We start from the raw sequence: 26,585 nt of genomic DNA, 5'->3' as shown, positions 1-26,585 counted from the left end.
ACCGGGCAAGCGGCTCCGGGCGCAGCCATGGCGCAGGAGCGCAAAGGTCGCATTCGGTGTCAAAGGGGGAGCGAAGCGAGAGTGGAGCGGGTGGGAAGGGCTGTGGAGGGGCGGCGGAATCAGGCCCTCCGCCTTGCGGCGCGCCGGCCCGTCGCCGGCCCGCCGGACGTCCTAGACCGGCGGCGTGCCCGGCGGGGACTGGCGGTGCGGGTGGGGTGGGGCGTGCGGGCCCGGGTGTGGGGAGAGCGGCGGGCGGCCCGGGTGGCCGTGTCCGCTGTCGCGCGCGGGCACTTTCACTCTTACCCGGCGCGGCATGAGCCCGTAGATTCCCAGCGGTGGAAAGAGGTCGACCCGTCTCGGATAGTTTCCCTGCGCGCATTCGAGGCAGAGAAGATCTCGTGTGCCGTCCGGTGTGGTGCGTACCGCCTCGACGCTGTTTTTCCAGCACGCCTCGCAGTACCAGCAATCCATTTTCGACAGCAGCACGGTCGCCCTGGGCAAGGGGTCCCCTTTCCTCGGCGGAGTTCGTCCCGTTTCCGCAGAAACGGTCATTCGTAAAGCGGCCCGAACGGTCCGAACGGTCAGAGAGGGGCGGTGCGCGCGATGGGGACGGTGAGAGCCGTGGGGGCGGCGGGGGCGCCCGGGGAGGTGCCGGGGACATGAAGGGACGGGAGAGGTGCGAGCGGCTTCGCCACGACGGGGCCCAATTCCGGTGTGGGGATAGGGATTGAGTTCGAATCACTGCGCATTGTCGTCCTCGGGGCGATACAACTACATTGCGTGGGACCAGCGTTGCCCTGCGCCAGGCGGGTGCGCAACGCCGTGTGCGTGCCAGACAGGATCTGTCACCTGAGGAAGGAAGACCAAATGGGGCGGCGCAATGCGGAAGGCGGGGAGAAGACAGCCGGTACGGCGGCCGTATTCGGTGAAGTGCTGAAGCATTCACGGGACTCCGTCGGCCTCACCCAGGCGGGACTCGCGGAGAGAGTTCCGTGTGACCGGTCGTTCGTAGCACGTGTGGAGGCGGGGACGCGCGTTCCCGACGACAAGTTCACCGACACGTGCGACACGGTTCTGCGGACCGGCGGGATCCTGCGCAAGCTCTGGGACCGGATCGACTGGTATCCGGAGGTGGAGCACCCCGACTGGTTCAAGCGCCGCGCCGCCATGGATGCCCAGGCGGTGGCCCTGCGGGAGTACCAGAACCAGGTGATGCCCGGACTGCTGCAGAACGAGGAGTACGCGCGCGCCCTTTTCGCCCAGGTCTACACGGGCGACGAATTGGAGGACATGGTCCGCGCGCGCCTCAGCCGGCAGCACCGGTTCCTTTCGACCGGAGGGCCGCTGCTCATCGCCGTTCTGGACGAAAGCTGTATCCGGAACATCGTCTTCAGTAATGCCGTCATGCGGAATCAGTGTGCGCATCTTCTCCGGGTGGGGAAGCTGCCCAACATTCGTGTGCAAGTCGTCCCGGCCGGCTCCCCGAGCGTGGTGCGCCCCAGTACGTCCATGTCGCTCATCACCATGCCCGACGGCCAGTTCTGGGTGTACTCGGAATCGCTCGACCGCGGGCACTTCAGCGACGATCCGGCGGTTACCGCCCGTCATGCCCAGTCCTATGATGTGCTCAGGGCGGATGCCCTGTCCGCTTCCGAGTCGGCCGCGCTGCTCCGTGACGCGATGGAAGGGTATGACCACCATGAGGAACCGCGATGTGACATCGGCGGCGTGGGTCAAGAGCAGCTACAGCAGCAACAGCGGCGGAAACTGCGTGGAAATAGGACTCGGTATCCCCGGATCCGTTCCTCTTCGTGACAGCAAGAGCATCGAGGGGCCCGTGCTCGTTTTCCGTACCGGCGCCTTCGGCACCTTCCTTTCGGGTGTCAAGAGACCCCTCCTCTGATCCACCTCCGGTCCCTCCTGTTCCCCCGTACCGGGCCTCCTGGCGTTTCGGCGGCATCTTTCCGGTCAATTCCGCCGTAATCTCTGGCCGCATGGCCACGGAATACAGGAATGCAGGAAAGGCAGGGTGTACGACGTGCTCACCACCGAATTCGTGACCGGCTCCCCCAACTGGCTCGATGTCGCCAGCCCCGACATCGCCACCTCGGCCGCCTTCTACACCGCCGTCTTCGGCTGGACCTTTCAGTCGGCCGGCCCGGACGCGGGGGGCTACGGCTTCTTCCAGCAGGACGGCAGGACGGTCGCGGCCCTCGGGCCTCTCACCGAGAACGGCGCCGACGCCGCCTGGACCGTGTACTTCAAGAGCCAGGACGCCGACGCCACCGCCCACTCCGTCACGCGGCACGGCGGCGCCGTACGGGTCGACCCCATGGATGTGATGGACGCCGGGCGCATGGCGTGCTTCACCGACCCCCAGGGCGCGGACTTCGCGGTCTGGCAGCCCGTCTCCGTACGCGGGCTCGAATCCACCTCCGAGCGCGGCACCCTCTGCTGGGCCGAACTGCACACGGACGACGGCGCGGGCGCGCTCGCCTTCTACCGGGCCGTCTTCGGCTGGCGCTTCCAGGAGTTTCCGATGCCCGGCATGACGTACACCGTGCTCTCCACCGGCGAGGGCGAGCAGGAGGACGCCACGTTCGGCGGGGTCGCCCCGGTCCAGGGGGACGAACGGTCGCGCTGGCTGCCGTACTTCGCCGTCGACGACGCCGACACGCTGGTCTCCGCGGTGCGGGACAACGGCGGCTCCGTCGTCATGCCCGCCACGGACGTGCCGGACGTCGGCCGCATGGCGCACCTCGCCGACCCCTTCGGCGCACGGTTCGCCGTCCTCAGGCCCGCCCCGCCGCAGGGGTAGGGGCTCCCGGGGACGGGTGGGGCACGCCGCGTTTTTCCTTGCGGCGTGCCCTGGCCCTGTTGTTTTTCGAGCGGCTACGAGGCCGGTGTGTGGCCCTTGTCGCGTGCCGGAGCCGCCTTCTTGGCGGACTGCGCCGACTGCGCCGACTGTGCCGACTGCGCCGTCGCCGGCTTCTTCAGCGAGCTGACGTCATGGGCGTACGTGCCCACGGCGTTCGCGATCACGTCGACGTTGATGTCGAAGGCCCGCATGCTGATGTTGGAGAGGTCGTCGCAGGCCGCGTGGTAGCACGGGTCGTACGCCACGCCCGCCTCGCCCCCGTACCGATTCGCCTGCTCCTGCGACTTGATGCCCTCCGCGCCCGTGAACGTGCCGCCCGAGGCGATGCCCGCGTCCATGAAGGGGCCGTAGTCGGAGCGGCCGTCGAAGTCCGTTCCCTCGTGCGGAACGTTTCTGCTGTCGAGGAAGTCGGTGATGCCCTTCTCGATCTGTGCCGAGCCCTCCGGTCCCGCGCCCGCGCCCTCGCCGTCCGAGTCGTCGCCGTCGTAGACGAACTGGGCGTGGTTCGGCGAGGCGATCATGTCGAAGTTGAGGTAGAGCGAGAGGTCCGCGCGCTGCTGGGCGGTGAGCTTTCCGACGTACGACTCGGCGCCCAGCAGGCCCAGTTCCTCCGCCGACCACCAGGCGAAGCGCACCTTGTTCGCCGGCTTGTCATGCGTCCTGGCGAGCTTGAGCGCGACCTCCAGCAGGCCCGCGGAGCCCGAGCCGTTGTCGTTGATGCCGGGGCCCTCGGTGACCGAGTCGAGGTGGGCGCCGAGCATCACCGTACGGTCGGACCTGCCGCCCCTGGTCTCGGCGATCACGTTGCGGGTGGTGCGCTCCTCCTGGAGCTGGCGTACGTCCAGGGAGACCGTCACGGGGCCGGCCGCCACGTCGGCGGCGAGCGCCTCGCCCGCCTCCTTGGTGACGCCCCCGGTGGGGATCACTCCGGCGTCAGGGCCGCCGAGCGTGCCGCTGAGGGAGCCCTCGGTGTTGTTGTAGATGACCGCGGCGATCGCCCCCGCGGCGCCCGCCTCCCGCTGCTTGTCGGCGAAGGCGCAGCCGCCGCGCTGGATGAGCGCGATCTTGCCGGTGTAGTCGGCGGAGGCGTAGTCGCCCGCCTCGCACCCGGTCGTCGCGTCGAGCGGTACGGCGGCCAACTCGGCCTCCACACCGCCCTCCGGGGTGGACCTGGTGTACGACATGGCGGTGATCGTGACGTCGCGGGGCGTCGGCGCGGTGACCGTCAGCTTCTCGGCGAGGGTCTCGATGTAGGTGATGTCGAAGGTGTCGTACGAGACTTTGTAACCGGCCTTCTTGAGCTGGCCGTACACATAGGCGGCCGACTTGTCGTGGCCGGTCGTGCCCGCCGCGCGGTTGCCGTTCGACTCCTCGGCGATCTGCTGGAACTTCTCCAGATGCCGGTACGCGTCCTTCGCGGAGGCCGAACGCACCAGCTTCTTCGAGAGTTTCGCGGCGTTCCGCGCGGCTTCCCTCGCCGGGTCGTGCGCTCGCGCGGCTGCGGGGGAGGAGGCGGAGAGCAGAAGCGGGGCGGCGAGCGCGGTGGCGGTCGCTACGGCCATGAGTCTGCGGGACGTTGCGTTCACAAGGGTCCTTCCGGTGCGAACGAATGTGAGCGAATGTCGGAGAAAAGTAGCGAGCGCCGCGTCTTCTGGGAACAGATGTGGCGCAGGTCACGGAACGTTCCGGTCGATCCCGTACTCCGCGTGGATCAGCGCCCCTTGGTCGACTTCTCCGTTTTCGCCGACTTCGCCGTTTTGGCCGCGCGCTTGGCCTCCTGCTTGAACGCCCGTACCTTCGCGAGCGATTCGGGGCCCGTGATGTCCGCCGCCGAGCGGTAGGCGCCCTGGTCGCCGTACGCGCCCGCCGCCGCGCGCCAGCCTTCGGGCCGTACCCCGAACTGCTTGCCCAGCAGCGCCAGGAAGATCTGTGCCTTCTGCTTCCCGAAGCCGGGCAGCTCGTTCAGCCGGTCCCGTAGCTCCGTACCGGTGGCGACATCGCGCCAGACCGCCGTGGGGTCGCCGTCGTAGTGCTCGACCAGGTACTGGCAGAGCTGCTGGACGCGCCGGGCCATCGACCCCGGGTAGCGGTGCACGGCGGGTTTGTCGGAGAGCAGGGCGGCGAAGGCGTCGGGGTCGTACGCGGCGATCGCCTGGGCGTCGAGGTCGTCGCCGCCCATGCGGACGGCGATGGTGTACGGGCCGGAGAAGGCCCACTCCATCGGGACCTGCTGGTCGAGCAGCATGCCGACCAGGGCGGCCAGGGGGCTGCGGCCGAGCAGTTCGTCGGCCTCGGGCTGCTGTGCGAGCCGGATTGTGGTGCTCATGGGCCGATGATCACCCGGGGCCGCGGGGACGCGCGGACAACACGCGCTGGTGATGTGCTCATATGACTATTTTGTGGTCCGTATGGGCGAGCAGGGGCACGGGTAGATCGCGGTGCAGGCTGAGACCGCCCGTATCGCCGGGCGGTCTGCATCGCTCATGTTTCGTGAAAGGCCGCTCACCCGTGACGCACCCCTTTGAACTGCCGGATTTCTACCTGGCGTATCCGGCCCGACTCAATCCGCACCTGGAGGAGGCCAGGGAGCACTCCAAGAAGTGGGCCAGGGACATGGGCATGCTGGAGGGCTCGGGCGTCTGGGAGGAGCACGACCTCGACTCCCATGACTACGCGCTGCTCTGCTCGTACACCCATCCCGACTGCGACGGACCGGCGTTGTCGCTGGTCACCGACTGGTATGTGTGGGTCTTCTTCTTCGACGACCACTTCCTGGAGGTCTACAAACGGCCACAGGACCGCGAGGGCGGCAAGGCGTATCTCGAACGGCTCGCGGCCTTCATGCCGATGGACCTGTCGGCCGGGTTCCCCGAGCCGACCAACCCCGTCGAGGCGGGGCTCGCCGACCTCTGGGCGCGTACGGTCCCGAGCATGTCCCTGGCCTGGCGCGAGCGGTTCGCCGAGTCGACGGAGAACCTGCTCAACGAGTCCGACTGGGAACTGGCGAACATCAACGCGGAGCGCGTCGCGAACCCCGTCGAGTACATCGAGATGCGCCGCAAGGTGGGCGGGGCGCCCTGGTCCGCGGGGCTCGTCGAGTACGCGGCGAACGCCGAAGTCCCCGCCGCCGTCGCGGACTCCCGGCCGCTGCGGGTGCTGAAGGAGACGTTCTCGGACGCGGTGCATCTGCGCAACGACCTCTTCTCGTACGAGCGGGAGATCGAGGAGGAGGGCGAGCTGAGCAACGGCGTGCTCGTCCTGGAGACCTTCCTCGGCTGTACGACGCAGGAGGCGGCGTACGCGGTCAACGACCTGCTGACCTCCCGTGTCCAGCAGTTCGAGAACACGGCGCTGACCGAGCTGGGGCCGCTCTTCGCGGAGCGCGGGCTCGGCCCGCAGGAGTGCGCCGACACGCTCGCGTACGTGAAGGGGCTCCAGGACTGGCAGTCGGGCGGCCACGAGTGGCACATGCGCTCCAGCCGCTACATGAACGGGGTGGGCGAGGGCGGAGGCGCCGGGGTGGTTGCTGCCGGGGCCGGTGCCGGAGCTGGGTGGCCCGGGTTCTCCATGACCCCCGTCGGGCTCGGGACGACCGCCGCCGACATCGCGCGCGCCATGGGGCTGGGGACGATCACCCCCCGGAGCATCGCCGCGGGCGCGCAGGCGCGGGTGCGCAGCCACAGCCATGTCCCCTACCAGCGCGTCGGGCCCTCCGTGCTGCCCGACTTCGACATGCCGTTCGCGCTCTCGCTGAGCCCGCATCTCGCCCACTCGCGCGAGCACGTGGCCGAGTGGGCCCACCGGATGGGCATCCTGGAGGCGCAGCCGGGGGTGCCCGGTTCCGATGTCTGGGACGAGGAACGGCTGCGCAGAATCGATCTGCCACTCTGCTCAGCCGGTATCCATCCGGACGCCACCCCGGAGGAGCTGGACCTGACGTCGGACTGGCTGGCGTGGGGGACGTACGGGGACGACTACTTCCCCGTCGTGTACGGCAACGCGCGGGATCTCGCGGGCGCGAAGGCGTGCAACGAACGGCTGGCCCTCTTCATGCCGGTCGACCTGTCCCCGACCCCGCCACCGGCCACCGGGCTGGAGCGCGGGCTGGCCGATCTGTGGGTCCGTACGGCGGGCCCCATGGAGGAGTCCGCGCGGCGCACGTTCCGCACGTCGGTCGAGGACATGACGGCGTCGTGGGTGTGGGAGCTGGCCAACCAGGTGCAGAACCGTATCCCTGACCCGGTCGACTACATGGAGATGCGCCGCGCGACCTTCGGCTCGGACATGACGATGTCCCTGTCCCGGCTGAGCCACGGCCGTCAGGTGCCGCCGGCGGTCTACCGCACGGGGCCGATGAAGTCCCTGGAGAACGCGGCGCAGGACTACGCGTGTCTGCTCAACGACGTCTTCTCGTACCAGAAGGAGATCGAGTTCGAGGGCGAGGTGCACAACAGCGTGCTCGTCGTGCAGAACTTCTTCAACTGCGACTACCCGACCGCGCTCGCCATCGTGGACGACCTGATGAAGTCGCGGATGCGTCAGTTCCAGCACGTGGTGGCCAACGAACTGCCCGTGCTGTACGACGACTTCGCGCTGGACGACGACGCGCGGCGGGTGCTCGACGGCTATGTGAAGGAGCTGGAGAACTGGCTCTCCGGAATCCTCAACTGGCATCACGGGTGCAAGCGTTACAAGGAGCACGAACTGCTGGAGGAGCGGGCCGGGACCACGCGCTGGGTTCCTCCGGTCCCGACCGGTCTCGGTGTCTCGGCGACGCGCGTCCGGTTCCCGGGGTGGTCCCCGACCGTCGGTGCCGTGCGTCCCGCGCCCGCGTCGGCTGTCCCCCAAATGGCGCAGTAACCCCCCTGCCCGGCAGGGAGTTTGACATCCGGTCGACGTGGTCGACGGCGAACGTGAACCGGATGGGGGGCCCTTGAGTGGCGAGCGGGCAGGTCCGGGGAGCCCGGGGTGCGCGGACGGCGGTGCTGGAGGCCGTCGCCGGATGGGTCCCGGGCGAGCCGGTCCGTAACGACGCGCTGCCCGCCGCGTGGGGTGTGGACGACGCGTGGGTCCGCAGGCGAACGGGCATCGGGGCCCGCCACCGCGCCGGGCCGGGGACCGCGACGGGGGACCTCGCGTACGAGGCGGCGCGCCTGCTGATCGGCGACGGGGGCGTGGGTGGGGGCGTGAGTGGGGGCGTGGCCCAGGGGGGTTCCGGGGCGCGTGAGGGCTCCGGGGCACACCGTGGTTATGGGGCGTACGGAGGTCTCGCGGGCTCCGGGTTCCACGGGGGCCTCGGGGGCTCGGGGTTCCACAGGGGCCCCAGGGACTCCGGGGGTGCCAGGGGTTCTGAGGGCTCCGGGGGCGCCAGGGGGTCCGGGGGCCCCGGAGGCGCCGGGGGCCTCGGGGTCGGCTGTGTACGCGCGGCGTGTGGTGCGGCGGTGGACCGGGCCGTGGACGGTGTCGATGTCGTGGACGCCGTCGTACTGGCCACCGCCACCCCCGACCACCCCTGCCCCGCGACGGCGCCCGAACTGGCGGCGCGGCTGGGGCTCGGCGCCGTGCCCGCCTTCGATCTGGGCGCCGTGTGCAGCGGCTTCGTCTACGGCCTCGCGGTCTGCCACGGCCTGGTGGTGTCCGGGCTCTACGACCGGGTGCTGCTGGTGGGCGCGGACACATACTCGACCTGGCTGGACCCACGGGACCGCGCGGCGGGCGTGGTGTTCGGGGACGGCGCGGGGGCGGCCCTGATCGGCGCCGGCAGAACCGGTTCCCCTGGCGAGTTGCTCGGGTTCGACCTGGGCAGCGACGGCTCGGGACGGGAGCTGATCACCGTGGCCGGAGGCGGTTCACGGGCCCGCGCCCAGGCCCGGCCCCCGGACCCGTCGCCCCCGGCGGCCGAGCGGGCCGGCTCCCCGGACCGGGCGGGGCCGGCCGACCCGGCCGCCGGAAGCGACACGGCGGGTCCGGCCGCCGGGGGCGACGCGTACTTCCGGATGCGCGGCCGGGCCGTCTACCAGCACGCGGTCGAGCGGATGACCGCCTCCTGCCGCACCCTGCTGGGCACCGTGGGCTGGGACCCGGCCCAGGTGGACCACTTCGTACCGCACCAGGCCAACGCCCGCATCCTGCGGGCCGTCGCCGACCGGGTGGGGATCGGCGCTGACCGCTGCGTCACCCACCTCGACCGCGTCGGCAACACCGGCGCGGCCTCCATCCCCCTGGCCCTCGCGGACGCGGCGGCGCGGGGGCGTCTGCGCGCGGGCGACCGCGTGCTGCTCACCGCTTTCGGCGGCGGCCTCACCTGGGGGACGGCGGCCCTGACCTGGCCCGGAACCGTACGGGCCGCGCCTCTCGACGGAAGGTACGCACCATGGGAAGGAACGCATCATGACGGGGACGGCTGAGCGGGTGGCGCGGGCCGGGGTGGCGGTGACCGGGCTGGGGGTGGTGACGCCCGCGGGCATCGGCGAACCGGCCTTCTGGGCCGGGCTGTGCGCGGGACGGTCCGTCGCCCGGCGGCGGCCCGAACTGGCGGGCATGCCGGTCGACTTCGTGTGCGCGATCGGCGACCCGTCGGATCCGGAGGTGGATCCGGGGGCGGACCCGGAGATGGATCCGGGGGCGGGCGGGGCGCCGTACGACACAGCGCCCGGCACCCCGTACGCCGCACACGTCCCGCACACCCCGCACGCCCCGCACGCCCCGTCGTACAGCGTGCTCGACGTGGACACGGCGGTGGGCGGGCGCTCCGTGTGGCGCATGGCGCGGTTCGTGAAGCTGGCGCTGATCGCCGCGCGGCAGGCGGTCGCTGACGCCGGTCTCGACCCGGCCACCTGGGACGGCGGCCGGGTGGGGGTGGTCCTCGGGGTGGGCGTCGGCGGGGTCTCCGTACTCGCCGACAACGCGCTCAAGCTCCAGGCGCACGGGCCGCAGTCCGTCTCGCCGCTGCTGGTGCCGATGATGATCCCGAACGCGGCGGCCGGCGAGGTCGCCATCGCGCTCAAGGCCCGGGGGCCCAGCCTGGCCCCGGTGACCGCCTGCGCTTCCGGGGCGACCGCGCTGATCCTCGCCCGCGACCTGCTGGTCGGCGGGCAGTGCGACGTGGTGGTCGCCGGGGGCGCCGAGTCCGTGCTGACCCCGCTGGTGGTGACGGCGTTCGCGCGGATGGGCGCGCTGTCGACGCGTACGGACGACCCGGCCGGGGCGTCGCGGCCGTTCGCCGCCGACCGGGACGGGTTCGTCATCGGGGAGGGCGCCGGGATGCTCGTACTGGAACGGGAGGCGGACGCCCGCGCCCGGGGCCGGGTGCCGCGCGCGCTGCTGGCCGGCGCGGGCGCGAGCACGGACGCGCACCATCCGACGGCGCCCGCGCCGGACGGCCGGATCGCGCAGGTGGCGGTGGAGACGGCGCTGCGGGAGGCGGGGTGGAGCGCGCACGACGTCGAGCACGTCAACGCGCACGGCACCTCCACGCCGCTCAACGACGCCATGGAGGCGTCGCTGATCGAGCGGGTCTTCCCGCACGGGCCGCCGGTCACCGCGGCGAAGGGCGTGGTGGGGCACACGCTGGCGGCGGCGGGGGCGATCGAGGCGGTGGCGACCGTACTGACGCTGGAGCACGGGCTGATCCCGCCGATCGCCAACCTGGACGCGCCCGCGGTGGAGTTCGACCTCGACTGTGTGACGAAGCAGGCGCGCCGGCAGCGGGTGCGGAGCGCGGTCAGCCACAGCTTCGGCTTCGGCGGGCACAACGTCGCGCTGGCGTTCGAGAGGGCCTGACGGGGTACGGGGCGTGCGGAACGTGAGGAACGCGCTGGTGACGGGCGCGCGGAGCGGATCGGCCGAACGAATGTCTTGTGGCCCGGAGTGCGGCAAAGTCGTTTCTTCATCAACCGTCGCTCGTTCTTCTCAGGTGAGCGTAATGATCAACAGCGGTGCCGTGGACGCGGGAAAGGCGACGGCGAGGCGGCTGACGCGCGTGCTGTACGGAGACGGTTTCGAGCGGGAGCACGGACCATGGCGGCGGTTCGCCGCCGACGGCCTCTTCCGCAGCCGCCCGGACGCGACACCCCCGGAGCGGCTGTCCCTGGCGTACGAACGGCTGCGGGCCGTGAACGGGGCGATCGACAGCCCGGCGGAGCTGGCCGCCGACCCGCGCGGGGTCGCGGCGCTGCACGAGTGGCTGGGGCCGATCGACCCGTCCTTCACGACCGTGGCGGGGATCCACTACAACCTCTTCCTCGGCAGCCTGCTCGACCACGACCACGCCGCAGACGGGGACCCCGGCGCCGCCGAGCGCGATCTGGCCGACTTCCTGACGCTGCGCCGGATCGGCACCTTCCTCTGTACGGAGGTGGCCCACGGCAACGACGCGGTCGCCCTGGAGACGACGGCCACGTACGACCGGGTCAGGGACGGCTTCGTCCTGCACACGCCGCACGCGGGCGCGCAGAAGTTCATGCCCAACACCAGCACCACGGGCGGCGCGAAGAGCGGGGTGGTGGCCGCCCGGCTGCTGGTGGACGGGGCCGACCACGGCGTCTTCCTCTTCCTGACGCCCCTGACGGACGGCTCCCGCACGCTCCCCGGGGTGCGGGTGCGGCTGCTGCCCGAGCGGTTCGGCAGCCCGCTGGACCACTGCGTGACCTCCTTCGACCGGGTCTTCGTCGGGCGGGACGCGCTGCTGGGCGGCGTACGGGGGCAGCTCGGCCGGGTCACCGGGGACGGCGCGTTCAGCAGCGCGGAGGCCAACCGGAGGCGGCGTTTCCTGGCCTCGATCGGCCGGGTCACCGCCGGGAAGCTCTCGATGAGCGCGGGCGCCCTCGGCGGGGCGCGCGTCGCGCTGGCGCTCGCCGTACGGTACGGCGGCCACCGGCTGATCTCGGGGCCCCGGGCGGTGGAGCGGGTGCCCGTCTTCGCGCACCGCAGCCACCACGGGCCGCTGACCGGGGGCCTGGCGACGGTCTTCGCGATGACACTGCTGCACCGTACGGTCGTCGACGCGTGGGAGACGCGTACGGAGGCCAACCGGGGCGAGACCGAGCGGCTGGTGGCGGTCGCCAAGGGGTGGATCACCTGGCGGGCCCGCGAGATCATCGTGGAGTGCCGTGAACGGTGCGGCGCCCAGGGGCTGTTGGAACACAACGGCATGACCGAGATGCTGGCGAACATCGAGGGCGCGATCACGGCGGAGGGCGACAACACCGCGATCTACGCGAAGGCGGCGGCGGAGCTGCTGTTCTCGGCGAGGACCCCGGAGCGGAAGCCGGGGGCGGGGGCGGCGGCGGGGGCGGCGCAGGATCCCACGGCGGATCGGGACGCGGATCCGCGCCCGGATCGGGACGCGGGGCAGGACGCGGATCGGAACGCCGGGCAGGACGCGGCGGGGACCCCCGATCCGGGCGCGGATCCGGTGGAATGTGACGCGAATTACGTCTCCCTGGAGCTGTCCGACACGGGCCATCTGGGTGATCTCCTGCTGGCGGTCGAGCAGTTGTGGCTGGACCGGGCCCGCCGCCGGATGGGCCGCGCGCCGCAGGGCGACCCCCTCGCCCGATGGAACGCGGCGTCCGGCGCCGCGCTGCGCGCCGTGGAGGCGCACGCGTACCGGCGGGCGGCCGAGGCGTACACGGCGGCGGAACGGAAGCTGTGGGAACGGGAGCTGAGGGATACGGAGCCGGGCGTGGAGGCCGGGTCCGTATCCGTCTCCGCGCCCGGCTCGGCGCCCGCCCTGCTCCGCTCGCTGCACCGGCTCTTCGTGCTCCAGTGGATCGACCGGAACAGCGGTGACCTGCTGGCCCATGGTCTGCTGACGGCCCGTCAGCTCGACGAACTCCCCGAGATGATCGAGCGACTCATCGCGGAACTCGCCACGTACGCGACCACCCTGGTCGAATCCTTCGCACTGCCCGAGGAGATGCTCGCCGACCGGCCCATCTCCGGCGCCGGGTACGCCGACGCGTACGACGATCCGGAGGGCGCGTGGACCGTACCGGAGGCGTTGTCGCGGTGCGCGGCCTGCCGGCAGTCGCCGCCGCCTGCCATGCCCGTATCAGATCGATTTCGTATTGTCCATCGGCTTTTGAGGTTTATCAACAATTTGAGAAACTTGCCGCACTGAGCCCCTTGGGCCCCTTGAGTGCCTTGAGTACCTTTTGAAAGGACATGCCATGAATGCGACCCGTCAGGCGATCCATCCGAAGATCACGGAGGTCCTTGCCGAGACCTTCAAGGTGCCGGCCGTCGAGATCCACCCCGAAGCCACCATGGACAGCCTGGAGATGGACTCCCTCGCGGTCGCCGAGTTCGCCGTCATCATCAAGGAGAAGCTGGGCGTCGACGCCGACTCGGAGACGCTGCTCAAGGGCGCCACCCTCGCCGAGATCACCGCGTTCCTCGACATGGCGGCCGTGGGCGTCGGCCGATGACCGGTGGAGCCAGGCCCGCCGTCGCCGTCACCGGACTGGGGATGATGACCCCGGCCGGGAACGACACGGAGTCCACCTGGAACGGGGTGTGCGCGGGCGTGTCCCCCGCGCGTACGGTGCCCGAACTGCGGGGCTGCGTCGTCGACTTCGCCTGTACGGTCGGCGGCGTCGACCTGGACGAGGCGATCGGCGGGCGGACGGCGTTCCGGATGGGCCGCCATGTGAAGTTCGCGCTGCTCGCCGCGCGCGAGGCCGTCGCCGACGCCGGGCTCGACCCGCAGAGCTGGGACGGGACCCGGGTCGCCGTCATCGTCGGGACGAGCAGCGGGGGTTCGGCGAGCGTCACGGAACAGGCCGTCGCGCTCGACCGGCGCGGCGCCGAGGCCATCTCGGCCACGGGCACCCTGCTGACCATCCCCAACATGGCGGCGGCCGAGATCGCCATCAAGATGCGGGCCACCGGGCCCAGCATGGCGCCGTGCACCGCCTGTTCCTCGGGGGTGACGGCGCTGTCCGTCGCCCGCGACCTGCTCGCCACCGGACAGTGCGACATCGCGGTGGCGGGGGCCACGGAGGCCACCGTCTTCCCGCTCGCCATGACCGGGTTCGCCCGCTCGGGCGCCACCGCGATCGCGGGACCCGGCGACGACCCCGCGCTGCTCTGCCGCCCCTTCGCGGCCGACCGCGCCGGGCTGGTCATGGGCGAGGGCGCCGCGATCATGGTGCTGGAGCGGGAGCAGGACGCGCGGGCGCGTGGCGCGCGCCCGCGCGCGCTGATCGCGGGCGCCGGCGCCACGACCGACGCCCACCACCCGACGAGCCCGCACCCCTCGGGCGCCGTCGCCCAGCGGGCCGTCGAGGTGGCGCTGCGCGACGCGGGCTGGCGGTCCGGCGACGTCGAGCACGTCAACGCGCACGGCACGTCGACCCCGCTCGGCGACGCGACCGAGGCCGCGCTGATCAGCCGCGTCTACCCGCACCGGCCGCCGGTCACCGCGCCCAAGGGCGTGCTGGGGCACTGCATGGGGGCGGCCGGGGCGATGGAGGCGGCGCTGACCGTGCTCACCCTCCAGCACGGCGTCGTACCGCCGATCGCCAACCTGGACGCGCCCGCCGTCGAGTTCGACCTCGACTGCGTGACGAAGCAGCCACTGCGGCAGCGGATCGACCGGGCGGTCAGCCACTCGTTCGGCTTCGGCGGCCACAACGCGGTACTGGCACTGGAACGCGCCTGAGCCCCCGCCCCGACCCGACCCGTGCGCCTCGTACGCCTCGTGAGGCACGACGAGGCGTACGGCACCACATTCACCCCCCCGTCCTCATCCCACCCCCTGTTCGCCCTGTTCGGAGGCCCACCCATGCGCAGGCGCCCGCCCCTCCGGGGCCGTACCGTCGTCATCACCGGCGCCGCGCGCGGTGTCGGCGCCCAGCTCGCCCGTACCCTCTCCGCACGCGGTGCCAGGGTCGCCCTCGTCGGCCTGGAGGAGCGCGAACTGGCCTATATCGCGACGGAGTTGGTCGGCGAGACCGCGTACTGGCACGTCGATGTCACCGACGCGGACGCCCTGCTCCGTACGGCACGGTCCGTCGAGGCGCTCTTCGGTACGGTCGACGCCGTCGTCGCCAACGCGGGTGTCGCGACGGGCGGCCTCTTCCGCCACTCCGATCCCGAGGCGTGGCGGCGCGTCGTCGAGGTCAACCTCTTCGGCAGCGTCAACACCGCCCGCGCCTTCCTCCCCGCGCTGATCCGGTCACGCGGCTACTACCTCCAGATCGCCTCGCTCGCCGCCCTCGCGCCCACGCCGCTCATGACGGCCTACTGCGCCTCGAAGGCGGCCGTGGAAGCCTTCGCGCACTCCCTGGAGGCCGAGACCGCCCACCACGGCGTACGCACCGGGGTCGCCTACCTGAGCTGGACGGACACGGACATGGTGCGCGCCCCGGAACAGCGGGCCGCGCTCGGCCGCCTCCGCGCCGACCTGCCCTGGCCCACCGGCCGCACCTACCCGCTGGCCCCGGCGGTGGACCGCATCGCCACCGGCATCGAACGCCGCGCCCGCCACGTCTACGCCCAACCCTGGCTCAGAGCCGCCCAGTTCCTCCGCGCCACCCTCCCCACCCTGGCCACCCGCAACGCCCGCCACGCCGTGGCCGAACTGGAATCCCGGCCGGGGGCGCCGGTACCGGCCCCGGCGGTCGCCGGTCCTGTGGTGTGACGCCGGGGTGCGAGCAGGAGGGTAGCGCCGTGTCACCGGTTCACTCCAAAGCGCCATCGAGCCGCCGACCAGGCGTGGGCCGAGGCGCAGCGCCTGCTCGACGGCTTCGACGCGGACGCGATCAAGGCCGTACAGACGGGCCTGGCACGCAGCGAGTCGGAGGGCCAGCAGCGCATGCCGGCCCTGCACGGCGGCTCCACGGACGGGCTGGAGATCTCACCGAACCTGTGGGCGCACCCGGCTGCGGGCGGCGGCACGGCCGTGGCTCCGGCGGCGGTGCCGTTCGCGACGGAGGTACGGCGCTGACGCGGCCCTGGGGAGCGAGGGCCGCGCTCACCTCGCCCTAGTGGCGATGCGTCCGCTCGGCGTTGTCGGCCTGGAGGGCGGTGTGGAAGGTGCGCCAGGCGGTGGGGGTGATGTGGAGGATGGGGCCGGACCGTCTCTTGGAGTCACGTATGGCGACGGTGGTGGGTATGTTGCGGGCGACCTCGACGCACGAGTTCTCGGGCGCGCCCCCGCTGTAGCTGGACTTGACAAACTCATAACCGGGCACGCGATTACAGCTCCTCGACGATTCCGTTGATCAGTGCAACTGAGTCCTGCTCGGACAGCCCCATCTGAGCGAGATGCGCGAAGAGCTGACCATGTCGCTTCGCATCAGTCTCTCCTTCCAGCCAGACACCCGACGAAGCGGTGTCCATATGCACGACATCGAGGGCGCCCGCTTCGGCGAACGACAGGATGCTGAACGCAATGCCCATGGTCGGATGAGCGCCTACGGAGTAGGGCACTACCTGCACCTTCACGTTCGGACGCTTGGCCATGTCCAGCAGGTGCCCGAGCTGGTCCTTCATCACAGTGTGACCACCGACGAGCTGACGCAGAACTCCCTCATGGAGAACTACCCACAGTTCGAACGATTGCTCTCCCAGTAGCCGTGCTTTTCGGGCCATCCGGGCCTCGACGAACGGCTCGATCTTCTCCGGGTCTGACCAAGCGCCACTGCCCACGGCAAGCGCTCTCGCGTAGTCCGGTGTTTGCAGTATCCCGGGCAGGACGGCGACTTCCCAGGAACGGATGTGTGTGGCGATGTCTTCAAGCGCCACCAGTTCAACCAGAGAGCGTAGATCGGTGTAGTGGTCCCACCAACCCTTCGCCTTGCGGCGGTTACGGTCGGCCTCTGCCAGCTCCAAGAGCAGGTCTATGGCACCTTCATCGCCTTCACCGTAGAGATGACACAGCGCGCGGATGTCCGGATCGCGCATGGGGACCAGACCGCGTTCCATCTTCGCGACCTTGGTGACGGAAGCCGTCAGTGCCTTGGCCGCAGCCGCCTGCCCCAAGTTGCACCGCAAGCGCATGCGCAGCAACTCGCTCCCAAGCCTTCGGCCGAGAACGGTTGAGACCGTCTTTCCGCGATCCGGGTTGCTACCGGCCACCTTGTGTCTTCCTCTCGTAGGTCGCCTCATCTTGGGGCCTCGACTGCGTCGAACTCAAACAGGGCAGCCAATTAGCTGCCCGCCATCTTGCTGCGCAGTGGACTTGCCCGCTACGGTGAGTGCGCAGCCGCTCGCGCAGCGGAGTCTCTGGCGGAAGTGCACCGCCCTGCCCTGCCTAACGGCAGCCGCAGGCCCTGGTATCGCCACCGCCGCGCTTCCGCCTGTACGGGCAACGTCCCCGACCGCACGTGGAGGTGCGCGTCCATGTCCTCACCCTTTGAAAGCCCTGACCGGGAGCCGGTGTTGTACGAGGACCGGTTGAACTACACCCCCGTGGCCGGCAGCGTGAGCCTGGCGCGGCATCGGACGTCGCGGCTCATTGCCGAGTGGGGGCACCCCGAACTCGCCTGGGTCACTGGCCTGGTCGTGAGCGAGCTGGGGACCAACGCCCTGCTCCATGGATGTCTGCGGGACCGGCTCTTCCAGGTCGCCGTCGTTCTGCGGTCCACGCTCTTCCGTATCGAGGTCAGCGACCCGCGTGGAGAGCGGCTGCCGATGCTGCGGAACGCCGACGAGGACGAGTGCTTCGGGCGCGGGCTGCCGCTGGTCGTCCAGGTCACCGACCGGTGGGGAACCGAGCCCCGGGTCGTCGGCAAGACGGTCTTCGCGGAGATCGACCTGAAGCCCGTACGGCCCGACTCGCTGCCCCGGCGGTGACCGCCGCCGTGGTCGACGAGACGTTCTGGGGAGTCGTCGCGCTCTCCATCAGCCTGACCGCGCTGGTGTTCGGCGTGCTGTACGCGGCCCATGGGCGACCCGGGGCGGAAGAGGGTGTCCCGGATCCGCCGTTCGTCGCGGCGGAGGAGACGTACTCGTACACCTGCCACTGCCATCGCGAACCGGTGCACATCACCATCCGCGCCCGCCAGATCCCCCGCATGGTCGGGCGGGGGCGATGGCTGCTGTGACGGTGTCGGGTGCGGGTTCGGGCCGGCCTGTGGGGGTGGGCCGGGTGTGTTTTATGGCGGACCGCCCGTCATGAGGCACCGCCGGACCGCCCCGGCAGGCCGGCCTGAACCCGCACATGCTCGGCCTCAGGGTGACGTCTGAATGCCGCCGGACTCCTTGCCTGCGGCGCGGAAGCATCGTCATGTACGTGAACCCCTACCTAGCGAAGAGATGGGCGAAATGACTGCGGTGACTGCCGTGCTTGACGGCAAAGTGGCATTCGTGACCGGCGGCAGCCGGGGTATCGGCGCGGCGGTGGCGCTTCGGCTTGCCGAGGACGGTGCCGATGTCGCGCTGACCTACCAGCAGAGTGAGGTGCGCGCTGCGGAGGTGGTCGACCGGATCAAGGCGCTGGGGCGCCGGGGCTGGGCCGTGCGGGCCGACAGTGTGGATCCGGCGGCGATGCGGGCGGCCGTGGACCGGGCCGCCGAGGAGTTCGGGCGGCTCGACATCGTGGTCAACAACGCGGGGCTCGGGGTGCTCGGCCCGGTCGAGGACCTGGCGCTGGAGGATGTCGACCGGGTGCTGGGCATCAATGTGCGGGCGCCGTTCGTCGTGTCCCAGGCGGCGCTGCGGCACATGGGCGCGGGCGGCCGGATCATCAACATCGGCAGTTGCATGGCCGAGCGGGCCGCGTTCGCAGGCGGCTCCCTGTACGCGACGAGCAAGACCGCGCTCGCCGGGCTGACCAAGTCGCTCGCCCGTGAGCTGGGCCCCCGGGAGATCACCGTCAACCTGATCCACCCCGGGCCGGTGGAGACGGACATGAACCCCGTCGGCGGCCCGGGGTACGAGTTGCAGAAGGGCCTTACCGCGCTCGGCCGTTACGGGCAGCCCTCGGACATCGCCGCGACCGTGGCCCACCTCGCGGGGGAATCCGGCCGGTATGTCACCGGGGCCGCCATCGCGGTGGACGGCGGCTTCGCGGCCTGAGGTGGCCCGAGACGGCCTGAGGCTGCCTGAGGCGGGGGCGTGCCCCCGCTTCAGGCGGCTCTGTCCGGGCCCGCGCTGCCGTGCGAGGCGTTGGAGCGGGCCTGGCGGTCGAGGCGGTGGCGGGCGTCGTCCCAGGTGGAGCGCGTCCCGGGTCTCCCAGGCGGACAGCAGGTCACCGGCTCGGTGTCGGCTCGGCACCGGCTCGTGAAGCGGAATGGGCGGGCCGGAAATATGATGAATGCGGTGATTCGTGCGGGCTGTGCTGACGGCTGTCCGCGCGGGTCGCCGTACGTACGCCGCCGCGCGGAGACCCCGGGGCGGTCCATGACAGACGGTCCATGACGGACGTACCTCGGAGCGGTGGATGAGCCGGCGTCGTCCCACACGGTCCACCCCCGCCACGAGCGCCGACGACCTGCTGACCACCCTCGGCCGGCTCACCGCCCAGGCGCGGCGGGGCGCGGAGCTCCAGCATGCCCGGGTGGAGCTGGCCGAGGCGTTGCAGCGCGAGATGCTGCCCGCCGTCCTGCCCGCGCTCCCCGGGCTGCGGACGGCCGCCCGGTACGCACCCGCGCGGGACGGGCTCGACATCGGCGGGGACTGGTACGACGGCTTCACGCTGCCCGACGGCACGCTCGCCCTCTGTGTCGGGGACGTACAGGGCCATGATGTCGAGGCCGCCGCGATCATGGGGCAGGTACGGATCGGGCTGCGGGCGGTGGCCGCGACGGCGACCGACCCGGGCGAGGTGCTGAGCCGCGCCAACGACCTGCTGCTCTCGGTGGGCTCCAGCCTCTTCGCGACCTGCTCCTTCCTCCGCTTCGACCCGGCCACCTGGGAGCTGCGGAGCGCCCGGGCGGGCCATGTCGCCTCCGTATGGGCCACGGCCGACGGGCGGTCGGGGGTCGCGGAGGACGCGGGCGGGCTGCCGCTGGGCATCCAGCCGGGCGAGGCGTACCCGGTGACCCGGCGCAGGCTGACCGAGGCGGGCGTCTTCGTGCTGCTGACGGACGGGGTGGTGGAGGGCCCCTCGTTCCCGATCGAGGAGGGGCTGGCGACGGTGGCGGGGGTGCTGGCCCAGGGCCTGCGCGAGGGTACGGATCCGGGGGAGCTGGCGGCCGAGGTGATGAAGGTGGCCGAGCTGACGGGCCACTCGGACGACGCCGCCGTCCTCGTCCTGTGCCACGACGCGGGACCCCCGGACGGCTAGGCCCTGTCCGGCGGAACTTGGCTGATGGTCGACAGCAGGCGTGGGACCAGGGGATTACGGTCGTGTGTGAACCCTGCTGCGGTGCACAGGCCGATGATCTGGTCGTGCAGTGGCGGGCCGGCCGTGCGGGGCAGCAGTACGAAGGGTGAGTCCGCCAACTGCGCAAGCCGTACGGTCCGTTGGGCGGCCAGAGGATGGGTGGACGGCAGCACGGCCACGAAGGGCTCGCTGAGTACCGTCCCGAAGCGAGCTCTCTCTCGCCGGTGGGGGGAGGGGGCATGGGGTTGCACCTTCCGTAGCGGCATGTGGTCCGGTGGACTTACGTCCTGGTCCCTTGAGAAAAGGTCCCTGCTCATGCATTCGTCCTTCATCCCACCGCGCCAGGTCAAGATCGGTGACGCGGCGGCCTTCGTCGGCACCACACCGCGGGCGATCCGTCACTACCACGAGATCGGCCTGCTCCCCGAGCCCGTGCGGGGTGGCGACGACCGACGCCGCTACGGGTACGAGGACATGATCCGGCTGCTGTGGATCCGCAGGATGGCCGACGCGGGGATCGCCCTGGACGACATCCGTGACGCCTTCGCCGACACCGCTTCCGCCGGAACGGACGCCGGTACGGACATCGGTACGGACGGTGGAGACGGTATCGCGGGCATCCTGGAGCGGGTGGAGGAATCCCTCGCCGAGCAGGAGGCGGAATTGCGGCGGCAACGGACCGCCGTGCAGCGGATGCGCACCGAAGGCAGCCGGATGGGCCTGCTCTCCGACCTGGTCACCGACCGCCTCAAGAGCCTGCCCGAGGGGTCCCTGCGCCAGGCGGACCTGGACAGTCTGCTGGTCACCGAGCGGATCTTCGGCCCGCTCGGCGCGGCTGTCCAGGCCACCCGCTTCATCGTCCTGGCCACGCATCCCACTCTGCGGGAGGACTCCGACCGTATCGATGACGCCGAGGAGGCGCTCGATGACAGCGTCGCCGTCGATGATCCACGGGTGGCTCACGTGGCCGTCGAGCGGCACGCCTTCGAAAGCGCCTTGCATGCCGTCATCGAGGAGTCCGGCCTGGACAAGGACGACGACGCCCTCTGCGACGCCTGGGAAACCCTGCACCCTGCCACCGCCGATGACGGCGAGGACGAGGCCGGCCTCGGCTCCGGCGGGCGGGAGGCCGGCTCCATGAGCGCGTTCGAAGCCATCGGCAAGATGCCCTACGACTTCTCCCCGGCCCGCCTGCGCTGTATGGAACTGGCCGAAGAACTCTCCGCCCAGGACTCACCCGGTACCTGAGAACACGGCCCGGTGCCGGGAGGGGCACGGGACCGGGCCTGGGGGCTTTCGTTGGCGTGTCACGGCCGACCTGGGCGGAGCGCGGCGGCGGACATTGTCTGATGGCCGGTGTGGTGCGTACCGAGCAACTCCGCCGTCTCACCGTCCGCGCTCTCCCGGCCCTCGGCGTCGCCGTCGCCTATTACGCGGTCGGGCAGCTCGGGCTGGTGAGACAGGTAAGGGTCGAAGGTGCGATCGTCACACCGCTGTGGCCGCCGACCGGCGTCGCCCTGGGCTGTCTGCTCCATCTGGGCCTCGGCGTCTGGCCGGGGATCTCGCTCGGCGCCCTGCTGAGCATCGTCACGATCAGCGTCTTCCACCCCACGGACATCGTGATCATCGCGGGGAACACCCTCGCCCCGGTCTGCGCGTATCTGATGCTCCGCCGGGCCGGCTTCCGCCGTGAGGTGGACCGGCTGCGCGACGGGGTGGCGCTGGTGTTCCTCGGTGCGCTGGGCGGGATGCTGATCAGCGCCACCGTCGGTACGGGCGTACTCGTGCTCAGCGACCGGCTGCCGCGCCACGGGTTCTGGCCGACCTGGACCGCGTGGTGGACGGGCGACGCCATGGGGGTCCTGGTGATCACCCCGCTGCTGCTCCTGCTGCGCCGGGTCCGGCTGCCCGGGACGGGCGACCCGGAGCGCGCCGGGCAGGACCGGGGAGAGGGCCACGGTCACGGGCGGCGCGGGCGGCGCTGGGGGGAGGCGGCGGCCCTGCTGGTCACGGCCGTCGTCGTCACCCCGGTCGCCGCCAGGAGCCCGCTCTGCCTGCTCTTCCTCGTCTTCCCGCTGCTGATCTGGGCCGCTCTGCGCTTCCAACTGGTGGGCAGCGCGCTGTGCGTCCTGCTGGTCTCCGTCGTGGTGATCTGGGCGGCGACCGACCATGTCGGCCCGTTCACCCACCACGACCTCACGGAGACGATGATCAGCCTCCAGGCCCTGAACGGCTCGGCCGCGCTGACCGGGCTGCTGCTGGCGGCGATCGTCACCGAGCAGCGGAACATCCGGCGGAAGGTGGAGCAGGCATGCATGGAACTGGCGGAGGTGGTCGGCCGCCTCGCCCCGGACCCGCCGGGGCGGCGCCCCGGCCCCGGCGGATCCGGCCCCGGTGTCTCCGGCAGAGCGGCCGAAGGAAGTGCCGACGACTAGTTCGTGGCGGTACGGGCTCGTGGAGCTACGCCGCGCGACCACAGGCCGTCCACGAAGAGCGTCGCGGCCAGCAGATGCGCGCTCCCCCTGGGGCGCAGCCCCGCCGCGCGCAGCCGGGTGTCGAAGGCGTCCAGCGCGGACCGGCCCGCCGGGGTGGCCGTACCGCCCGCGTCGAGGACGTCGCGGGCGCCGTTCTGCACCAGGCGCAGCCCGTGCGGGCCCGCCGTGTGGAGCAGGCCGGTGTCCTGGAGGGTGGACATCACCGTGAGCAGGGCGTCCAGCCGGGCCCTGGGCTCCCGCGCCCCGGCGTCCCGCGCGCTCCGCAGGGCCGCCAACGCCTTGCGTACGTGCGGGAATCCGGCCCGTGCCTCGCCGCGCGCGCCCGCCGCGCCGTACCGGGAGGCCACCGCGGAGCCGGGGGTGGGGCGGCGCGGGGCCGCTCCGTCGGTGAAGGTGACGATCCGCCGGGCGACGGCGAGCAGTTCGTCCGGGGCCTTCGCCGGTTCCAGCGCGGCGGCGGCCACCAGCAGGCCCAGCGGCCAGAGCGCGCCGTGGTGCAGCGCCGTACCGGCGTTGGCGCGCGCCATGGAGCGTTCGGTGGAGCGGCCGATCGAGCCCAGCTCCGCCCGTAGCTGACGGCTCGGTCCCTCTGCTGTACGGCGGGCAGCGGCGGCCATCGCCGCGAGGCCGGGCACCAGTGACCCGGCCGACCAGCGCAGGGCGCCGAAGTCGGCCTCGCGGGTGTCGGGGAGACCGGGCTTGGGGGTCAGTTCCGCCTCGGCCAGCAGGGCGTCCGACGCGGCCCGTGCCAGCGCCTCGTCCTCGCGCCGCACGGCTACGAGGTGGCGGACGAGGACGAGGACGAGGAGGACGCGGAGGATGCGGAGGATGCGGAAGCGGAGGCGGGCGCCGTGTCCCCCGCCGGGTCCGCCGCGAACGCGCTGTATCCGGCCGCGACCGCTCCCGCGCCCGCGACGACGCCCCCGCCGATGGCCAGTGCGCGCCGCCTGCTCACCTTGGTGTCCGCGTGTTTCGCTGTCATGCACGGGACCTTAGGGAGCGATGCTGGGAGTGGGGTGGCCCCAGGCTGTCAGCTTCCTGTGAGCCAGCTTCCTGTGAGCCAGTTCTCTGTGAGCCAGTTCTCTGTGAGTCAGTCCCCGTGAGCCAGTCCCTGTGAGTCGGCTTCCTACGGGCCCGCGTGGGCCCGTTTCCCCCCTCGCCTGATGTCCGTATCGTCCCGAACGTGTGGCCTGTGGGGCGGAGTTGTGTTCCTGGGGTCTGTTGACACGGGGGAGGCCCTCTCGCTTTACTCCTCGAAACGCCGGAGCTGAGCACCTAGAGCGCTGAGTCTGCGGTACCAGAGGTACGCCTAGCCGGTGAGCGCCAGGGCCCCCACGGCCCCGCAAGCCCGGACAGAGTCGCCAGGATCACTCCAGGGTCCGAGGCGGGGACGTGCCCCCCACTCCTTCTGGAGCTCGACAGTGAGCATCAACCGTGCCCGTACCCGCCGGATCTCCGCCGCGGTCGCGGCCATCACGGCAGCGCTGGTCGCCCCTCTCCTCTCCGCCTCGCCCGCGGGCGCGGCGGCGGCCGCCGTCACCCTTCCCCCGGCACACGCCGGGTTCGACTACCAGATCGGCGGCGCGTACACCCCGCCGGCCGGGGTGACCGTGGTCAGCCGTGACCGCGAGGCGTCGCCCGCCCCGGGCCTGTACAACATCTGTTACGTCAACGCCTTCCAGGTGCAGCCGAACGAGCTGGACGAGTGGGACGCCGACCTCCTCCTGCGGGACTCCGCGGGCAACGTCATCATCGACGAGGAGTGGGACGAGGCCATCCTCGACGTGAGCACGGCCGCCAAGCGCGACCGGATCGCGGCCAAGGTGAACGGCTGGATCGACGGCTGCGCCGCCAAGGGGTTCCAGGCGATCGAGCCCGACAACTACGACAGCTACGACCGCAGCCGGGGCAAGTTCGGCACCGACGCCGCCATGGCGTACATCGCCAAGCTCTCCGCCCACGCGCACACGAAGGGTCTGGCGATCGCGCAGAAGAACACCGCCGACCTCGCCGAGTACCGCGCCACCACCGGGCTCGACTTCGCCATCGCGGAGGAGTGCGGGGAGTGGAACGAGTGCGACTCCTTCACCGACCACTTCGGTGACAACGTCATCGTCATCGAGTACAGCTCCAAGGGCATGACGACCGCCTGCAACGGGTGGAAGGACAAGCTGTCCATCGTCCGCCGTGACATGGACGTCTCCCCGATCGGCAGCAGCGGCTACCTCCGCCAGACCTGCTGACCCCACACCCTCCCCGTCCGGAACCCCGGCTCGCCGGCCTTCTTGGAGGAAGGCCGGCGGCCCTCCGTGAACAGGGCCCTCGCTGAACTTTGCTGAACTTCGCCGAGCTTCGCCGAAATCCGGTGAACTTCGCCGGAATCCGGCGAACTTCGGTGAACAAGGGCCTTCGGCGATACGGCACGGCGTGCCCCGCACGCCTTCCAGGGAGGTAGACATGGCCGCGGACTCCCGCATGCCCAGCTCGTCCCCGTCCCAACCGCCTCATCGGCTTCACCCGTCCCTCCCGTCCCGGCGCGGGATGCTGCGCACGGGCACCGGACTCGCGCTCGGCGCCGCCGCGTCGGCCGCGCTCTCCGGGTGCGGCGCGGGCGCGGCGGACGAGGTCGGCGCCGACGGCCGGGTCACGGTGGAGCTGTGGCACGGCCAGACCGACTCCGGCCGCGCCACGATCGAGGCGCTGGTACGGGAGTTCAACCGCGGCCACCCCGGGATCCGGGTCAGGCCCGGCGGCGGTGTCCTCGCCGACGCGATGCTCCAGAAGATCACCGCGGCGCTCGCGTCCGGTTCCTTCCCCGACATCGCGTACGTCTTCGGCTCGGACCTCGCCAGCGTCTCCCGCAGCCCCTCGGTGGTCGACCTGAGCGGTACCGTCCGCTCGGGACCCGTCCCGTGGGACGACTACTGGAAGCCCGCGCGGGACGCCGTCACCGTCAACGGGCGGGTACGGGCGGCCCCCGCCCTGATCGACTCGCTCGCCGTCGTCTGCAACAAGAAGCTCTTCCGCGACGCCGGCCTGCCCCTGCCCCAACCCGGGTGGACCTGGCAGGAGTTCACCGACACGGCGGCGCGCCTCACCGACCGGCGGCGCTCCGTCTTCGGCACCGGCTGGCCGGGCGTGGGGGACGAGGACACGGTGTGGCGGCTGTGGCCCATGGTGTGGGACCTGGGCGGTGAGGTCATCGCGCCGGACGGGAAGTCGATCGGCTTCGCGAAGACCGGCGTACGGGCGCTGGAGACGGTGGACACGCTGGCCCGGGCGCGGAGTGTGTACGTCGACCCCAAGCCCGGCAGCGAGCAGATGTACCAGGTCTTCCTCTCCGGGCGGATGGGCATGGTCGTCACCGGGCCGTGGCAGCTCCCCGACATCCGCGAGGCGGAGATCGAGTATCACGTCGTCCCGCTCCCGAGCTACAGCCGTCGTCCGATGACCATCTCAGGGCCCGACACCTGGACGGTCTTCGACAACGGCTCAGCCCGGGTGCGGGCCGCCCGGACCTTCCTGACCTGGCTGATGCAGCCGGACCAGGACGTGCGCTGGGACATCCAGGCGGGCAGCCTGCCGCTGAGCCGGCCGACCGCGGCGCTGCCCGCCTGGCGGAAACAGGACGCGGAGACCGAAGGGCTCTCGGTGTTCACCCGGGCGCTGGACTCCGCCCGGGTGCGCCCCGCGCACCCCGCGTATCCGCAGATATCGCAGGCGCTCGGGCAGGCGATCGCCGCCGTACTCCTCGGCAGGAGCACTCCGGCCGAGGCGCTGCGCCGGTGCGCGCGGGAGGCCGACGCCGCGCTCCTCATCCCGCGCTGACCGGTACCGCAGCCCGTACCCCGGCACGGGACATGTGACCGGGGCGGCCCGCCCGCACCCCGCGCTGCCCGTACCCCGCGCCGGTCGGGTGAACAGCGCTGCCCGTGCC

General features: G+C 71.5%; 24 protein-coding genes and 3 pseudogenes. 20 read left to right on the top strand and 7 right to left on the bottom strand.

Annotated elements, in window-relative coordinates:
* The first annotated feature begins 867 nt into the window (after positions 1-867).
* The 3 genes from ACIO3P_RS11235 (at position 868) to ACIO3P_RS11225 (ending at position 2,818) form a co-directional block, all read left to right on the top strand.
* Complete coding sequence (locus tag ACIO3P_RS11235) at positions 868-1,815, top strand: Scr1 family TA system antitoxin-like transcriptional regulator (protein ID WP_401848973.1); 948 nt, start codon at positions 868-870, stop codon at positions 1,813-1,815.
* Positions 1,772-1,903, top strand: a complete 132-nt coding sequence (locus ACIO3P_RS11230) for a DUF397 domain-containing protein (protein WP_329827482.1) — start codon at positions 1,772-1,774, stop codon at positions 1,901-1,903. The genes ACIO3P_RS11235 and ACIO3P_RS11230 overlap by 44 nt, the downstream gene beginning before the upstream one ends.
* Before the next feature lie 135 nt (positions 1,904-2,038).
* Positions 2,039-2,818, top strand: a complete 780-nt coding sequence (locus ACIO3P_RS11225) for a VOC family protein (protein ID WP_401793824.1) — start codon at positions 2,039-2,041, stop codon at positions 2,816-2,818.
* Positions 2,819-2,892: 74 nt separating this feature from the next.
* On the opposite strand, the gene ACIO3P_RS11220 is transcribed toward ACIO3P_RS11225, so the two are convergent.
* Entirely contained in the window at positions 2,893-4,440 is a 1,548-nt protein-coding gene (locus tag ACIO3P_RS11220; protein ID WP_329827605.1) for a M28 family peptidase, read from the bottom strand.
* Positions 4,441-4,589: 149 nt separating this feature from the next.
* Positions 4,590-5,204: an HhH-GPD-type base excision DNA repair protein gene (locus ACIO3P_RS11215; protein ID WP_329827485.1), complete on the bottom strand. Its 615-nt coding sequence runs from the start codon at positions 5,202-5,204 to the stop codon at positions 4,590-4,592.
* 182 nt (positions 5,205-5,386) lie between these two features.
* Between ACIO3P_RS11215 and ACIO3P_RS11210 the strand changes: the two genes are divergently transcribed.
* The 9 genes and pseudogenes from ACIO3P_RS11210 to ACIO3P_RS11170 form a co-directional block, all read left to right on the top strand.
* Entirely contained in the window at positions 5,387-7,738 is a 2,352-nt protein-coding gene (locus ACIO3P_RS11210) for a germacradienol/geosmin synthase (protein WP_401848971.1), read from the top strand.
* 122 nt (positions 7,739-7,860) lie between these two features.
* A pseudogene (locus ACIO3P_RS11205) lies at positions 7,861-8,040 on the top strand (3-oxoacyl-ACP synthase); the annotation flags it as partial.
* 291 nt (positions 8,041-8,331) lie between these two features.
* A complete protein-coding gene (locus ACIO3P_RS11200; protein WP_329827606.1) occupies positions 8,332-9,285 on the top strand; it encodes a beta-ketoacyl-ACP synthase 3 in 954 nt (317 codons plus the stop codon).
* Entirely contained in the window at positions 9,269-10,660 is a 1,392-nt protein-coding gene (locus ACIO3P_RS11195; RefSeq protein WP_401848969.1) for a beta-ketoacyl-[acyl-carrier-protein] synthase family protein, read from the top strand. The genes ACIO3P_RS11200 and ACIO3P_RS11195 overlap by 17 nt, the downstream gene beginning before the upstream one ends.
* A 142-nt stretch (positions 10,661-10,802) precedes the next feature.
* Positions 10,803-13,001: an acyl-CoA dehydrogenase gene (locus ACIO3P_RS11190; RefSeq protein WP_401848968.1), complete on the top strand. Its 2,199-nt coding sequence runs from the start codon at positions 10,803-10,805 to the stop codon at positions 12,999-13,001.
* A gap of 49 nt (positions 13,002-13,050) precedes the next feature.
* A complete protein-coding gene (locus tag ACIO3P_RS11185) occupies positions 13,051-13,308 on the top strand; it encodes an acyl carrier protein (protein ID WP_329827491.1) in 258 nt (85 codons plus the stop codon).
* Positions 13,305-14,543 (top strand): beta-ketoacyl-[acyl-carrier-protein] synthase family protein, encoded by a 1,239-nt coding sequence (locus ACIO3P_RS11180; RefSeq protein WP_329827492.1) that lies wholly within the window; start codon positions 13,305-13,307, stop codon positions 14,541-14,543. The genes ACIO3P_RS11185 and ACIO3P_RS11180 overlap by 4 nt, the downstream gene beginning before the upstream one ends.
* A gap of 123 nt (positions 14,544-14,666) precedes the next feature.
* Positions 14,667-15,524 carry an SDR family oxidoreductase gene (locus ACIO3P_RS11175; RefSeq protein ID WP_329827493.1) on the top strand — a complete coding sequence of 286 codons (858 nt, stop codon included), beginning with the start codon at positions 14,667-14,669 and terminating at the stop codon, positions 15,522-15,524.
* A gap of 63 nt (positions 15,525-15,587) precedes the next feature.
* Positions 15,588-15,758, top strand: a pseudogene (locus ACIO3P_RS11170) (alkanesulfonate monooxygenase); the annotation flags it as partial.
* Positions 15,759-15,867: 109 nt separating this feature from the next.
* Here the strand turns inward: ACIO3P_RS11170 and ACIO3P_RS11165 are convergent.
* Positions 15,868-16,077, bottom strand: a complete 210-nt coding sequence (locus ACIO3P_RS11165) for a DUF397 domain-containing protein (RefSeq protein ID WP_329827494.1) — start codon at positions 16,075-16,077, stop codon at positions 15,868-15,870.
* A 4-nt stretch (positions 16,078-16,081) separates the two neighbouring features.
* Entirely contained in the window at positions 16,082-16,963 is an 882-nt protein-coding gene (locus ACIO3P_RS11160) for a DUF5753 domain-containing protein (RefSeq protein ID WP_329827496.1), read from the bottom strand.
* Positions 16,964-17,227: 264 nt separating this feature from the next.
* On the opposite strand from ACIO3P_RS11160, the gene ACIO3P_RS11155 reads away from it, so the two are divergent.
* The 4 genes from ACIO3P_RS11155 to ACIO3P_RS11140 all read left to right on the top strand — a co-directional run bounded on the left by ACIO3P_RS11155 (position 17,228) and on the right by ACIO3P_RS11140 (position 20,114).
* On the top strand, positions 17,228-17,680 hold the full coding sequence (locus tag ACIO3P_RS11155) for an ATP-binding protein (protein WP_401793842.1): 453 nt from the start codon (positions 17,228-17,230) through the stop codon (positions 17,678-17,680).
* On the top strand, positions 17,677-17,931 hold the full coding sequence (locus ACIO3P_RS11150) for a hypothetical protein (RefSeq protein ID WP_329827498.1): 255 nt from the start codon (positions 17,677-17,679) through the stop codon (positions 17,929-17,931). Before ACIO3P_RS11155 ends, ACIO3P_RS11150 begins: the two co-directional genes overlap by 4 nt.
* 220 nt (positions 17,932-18,151) lie before the next feature.
* Positions 18,152-18,904 (top strand): 3-oxoacyl-ACP reductase family protein, encoded by a 753-nt coding sequence (locus tag ACIO3P_RS11145; protein WP_401848966.1) that lies wholly within the window; start codon positions 18,152-18,154, stop codon positions 18,902-18,904.
* 364 nt (positions 18,905-19,268) lie between these two features.
* The gene (locus tag ACIO3P_RS11140) at positions 19,269-20,114 is read left to right on the top strand and encodes a PP2C family protein-serine/threonine phosphatase (protein WP_329827501.1); all 846 of its coding nucleotides are present in this window, start codon (positions 19,269-19,271) and stop codon (positions 20,112-20,114) included.
* Here the strand turns inward: ACIO3P_RS11140 and ACIO3P_RS11135 are convergent.
* Positions 20,111-20,385 (bottom strand): annotated as a pseudogene (locus ACIO3P_RS11135) (LysR substrate-binding domain-containing protein); the annotation flags it as partial. The gene ACIO3P_RS11140 and the pseudogene ACIO3P_RS11135 overlap by 4 nt on opposite strands.
* Before the next feature lie 83 nt (positions 20,386-20,468).
* On the opposite strand from ACIO3P_RS11135, the gene ACIO3P_RS11130 reads away from it, so the two are divergent.
* Positions 20,469-21,401, top strand: a complete 933-nt coding sequence (locus ACIO3P_RS11130; RefSeq protein WP_401848964.1) for a MerR family transcriptional regulator — start codon at positions 20,469-20,471, stop codon at positions 21,399-21,401.
* Positions 21,402-21,511: 110 nt separating this feature from the next.
* Positions 21,512-22,588 (top strand): MASE1 domain-containing protein, encoded by a 1,077-nt coding sequence (locus tag ACIO3P_RS11125; RefSeq protein WP_401849523.1) that lies wholly within the window; start codon positions 21,512-21,514, stop codon positions 22,586-22,588.
* Here ACIO3P_RS11125 and ACIO3P_RS11120 read toward each other — a convergent pair.
* The gene (locus ACIO3P_RS11120) at positions 22,585-23,421 is read right to left on the bottom strand and encodes a triphosphoribosyl-dephospho-CoA synthase (protein WP_401848963.1); all 837 of its coding nucleotides are present in this window, start codon (positions 23,419-23,421) and stop codon (positions 22,585-22,587) included. The two genes, ACIO3P_RS11125 and ACIO3P_RS11120, sit on opposite strands and share 4 nt — an antisense overlap.
* Positions 23,422-23,423: 2 nt before the next feature.
* A complete protein-coding gene (locus ACIO3P_RS11115) occupies positions 23,424-23,630 on the bottom strand; it encodes a hypothetical protein (protein WP_401793853.1) in 207 nt (68 codons plus the stop codon).
* A gap of 439 nt (positions 23,631-24,069) precedes the next feature.
* Here ACIO3P_RS11115 and ACIO3P_RS11110 point away from each other — a divergent pair, with 439 nt between their 5' ends.
* Together ACIO3P_RS11110 and ACIO3P_RS11105 are read left to right on the top strand one after the other, a co-directional pair.
* Positions 24,070-24,891 carry an endo alpha-1,4 polygalactosaminidase gene (locus ACIO3P_RS11110; RefSeq protein WP_401848962.1) on the top strand — a complete coding sequence of 274 codons (822 nt, stop codon included), beginning with the start codon at positions 24,070-24,072 and terminating at the stop codon, positions 24,889-24,891.
* A gap of 298 nt (positions 24,892-25,189) precedes the next feature.
* Complete coding sequence (locus ACIO3P_RS11105; protein WP_401848961.1) at positions 25,190-26,476, top strand: ABC transporter substrate-binding protein; 1,287 nt, start codon at positions 25,190-25,192, stop codon at positions 26,474-26,476.
* Positions 26,477-26,585: the final 109 nt, after the last annotated feature.

The sequence above is a fragment of the Streptomyces sp. NPDC087310 genome (assembly GCF_044744405.1).
Lineage (GTDB): Bacteria > Actinomycetota > Actinomycetes > Streptomycetales > Streptomycetaceae > Streptomyces.
Note: the sequence above shows the minus strand (reverse complement) of the source record. Positions and strands in the feature narration are given on the sequence as shown.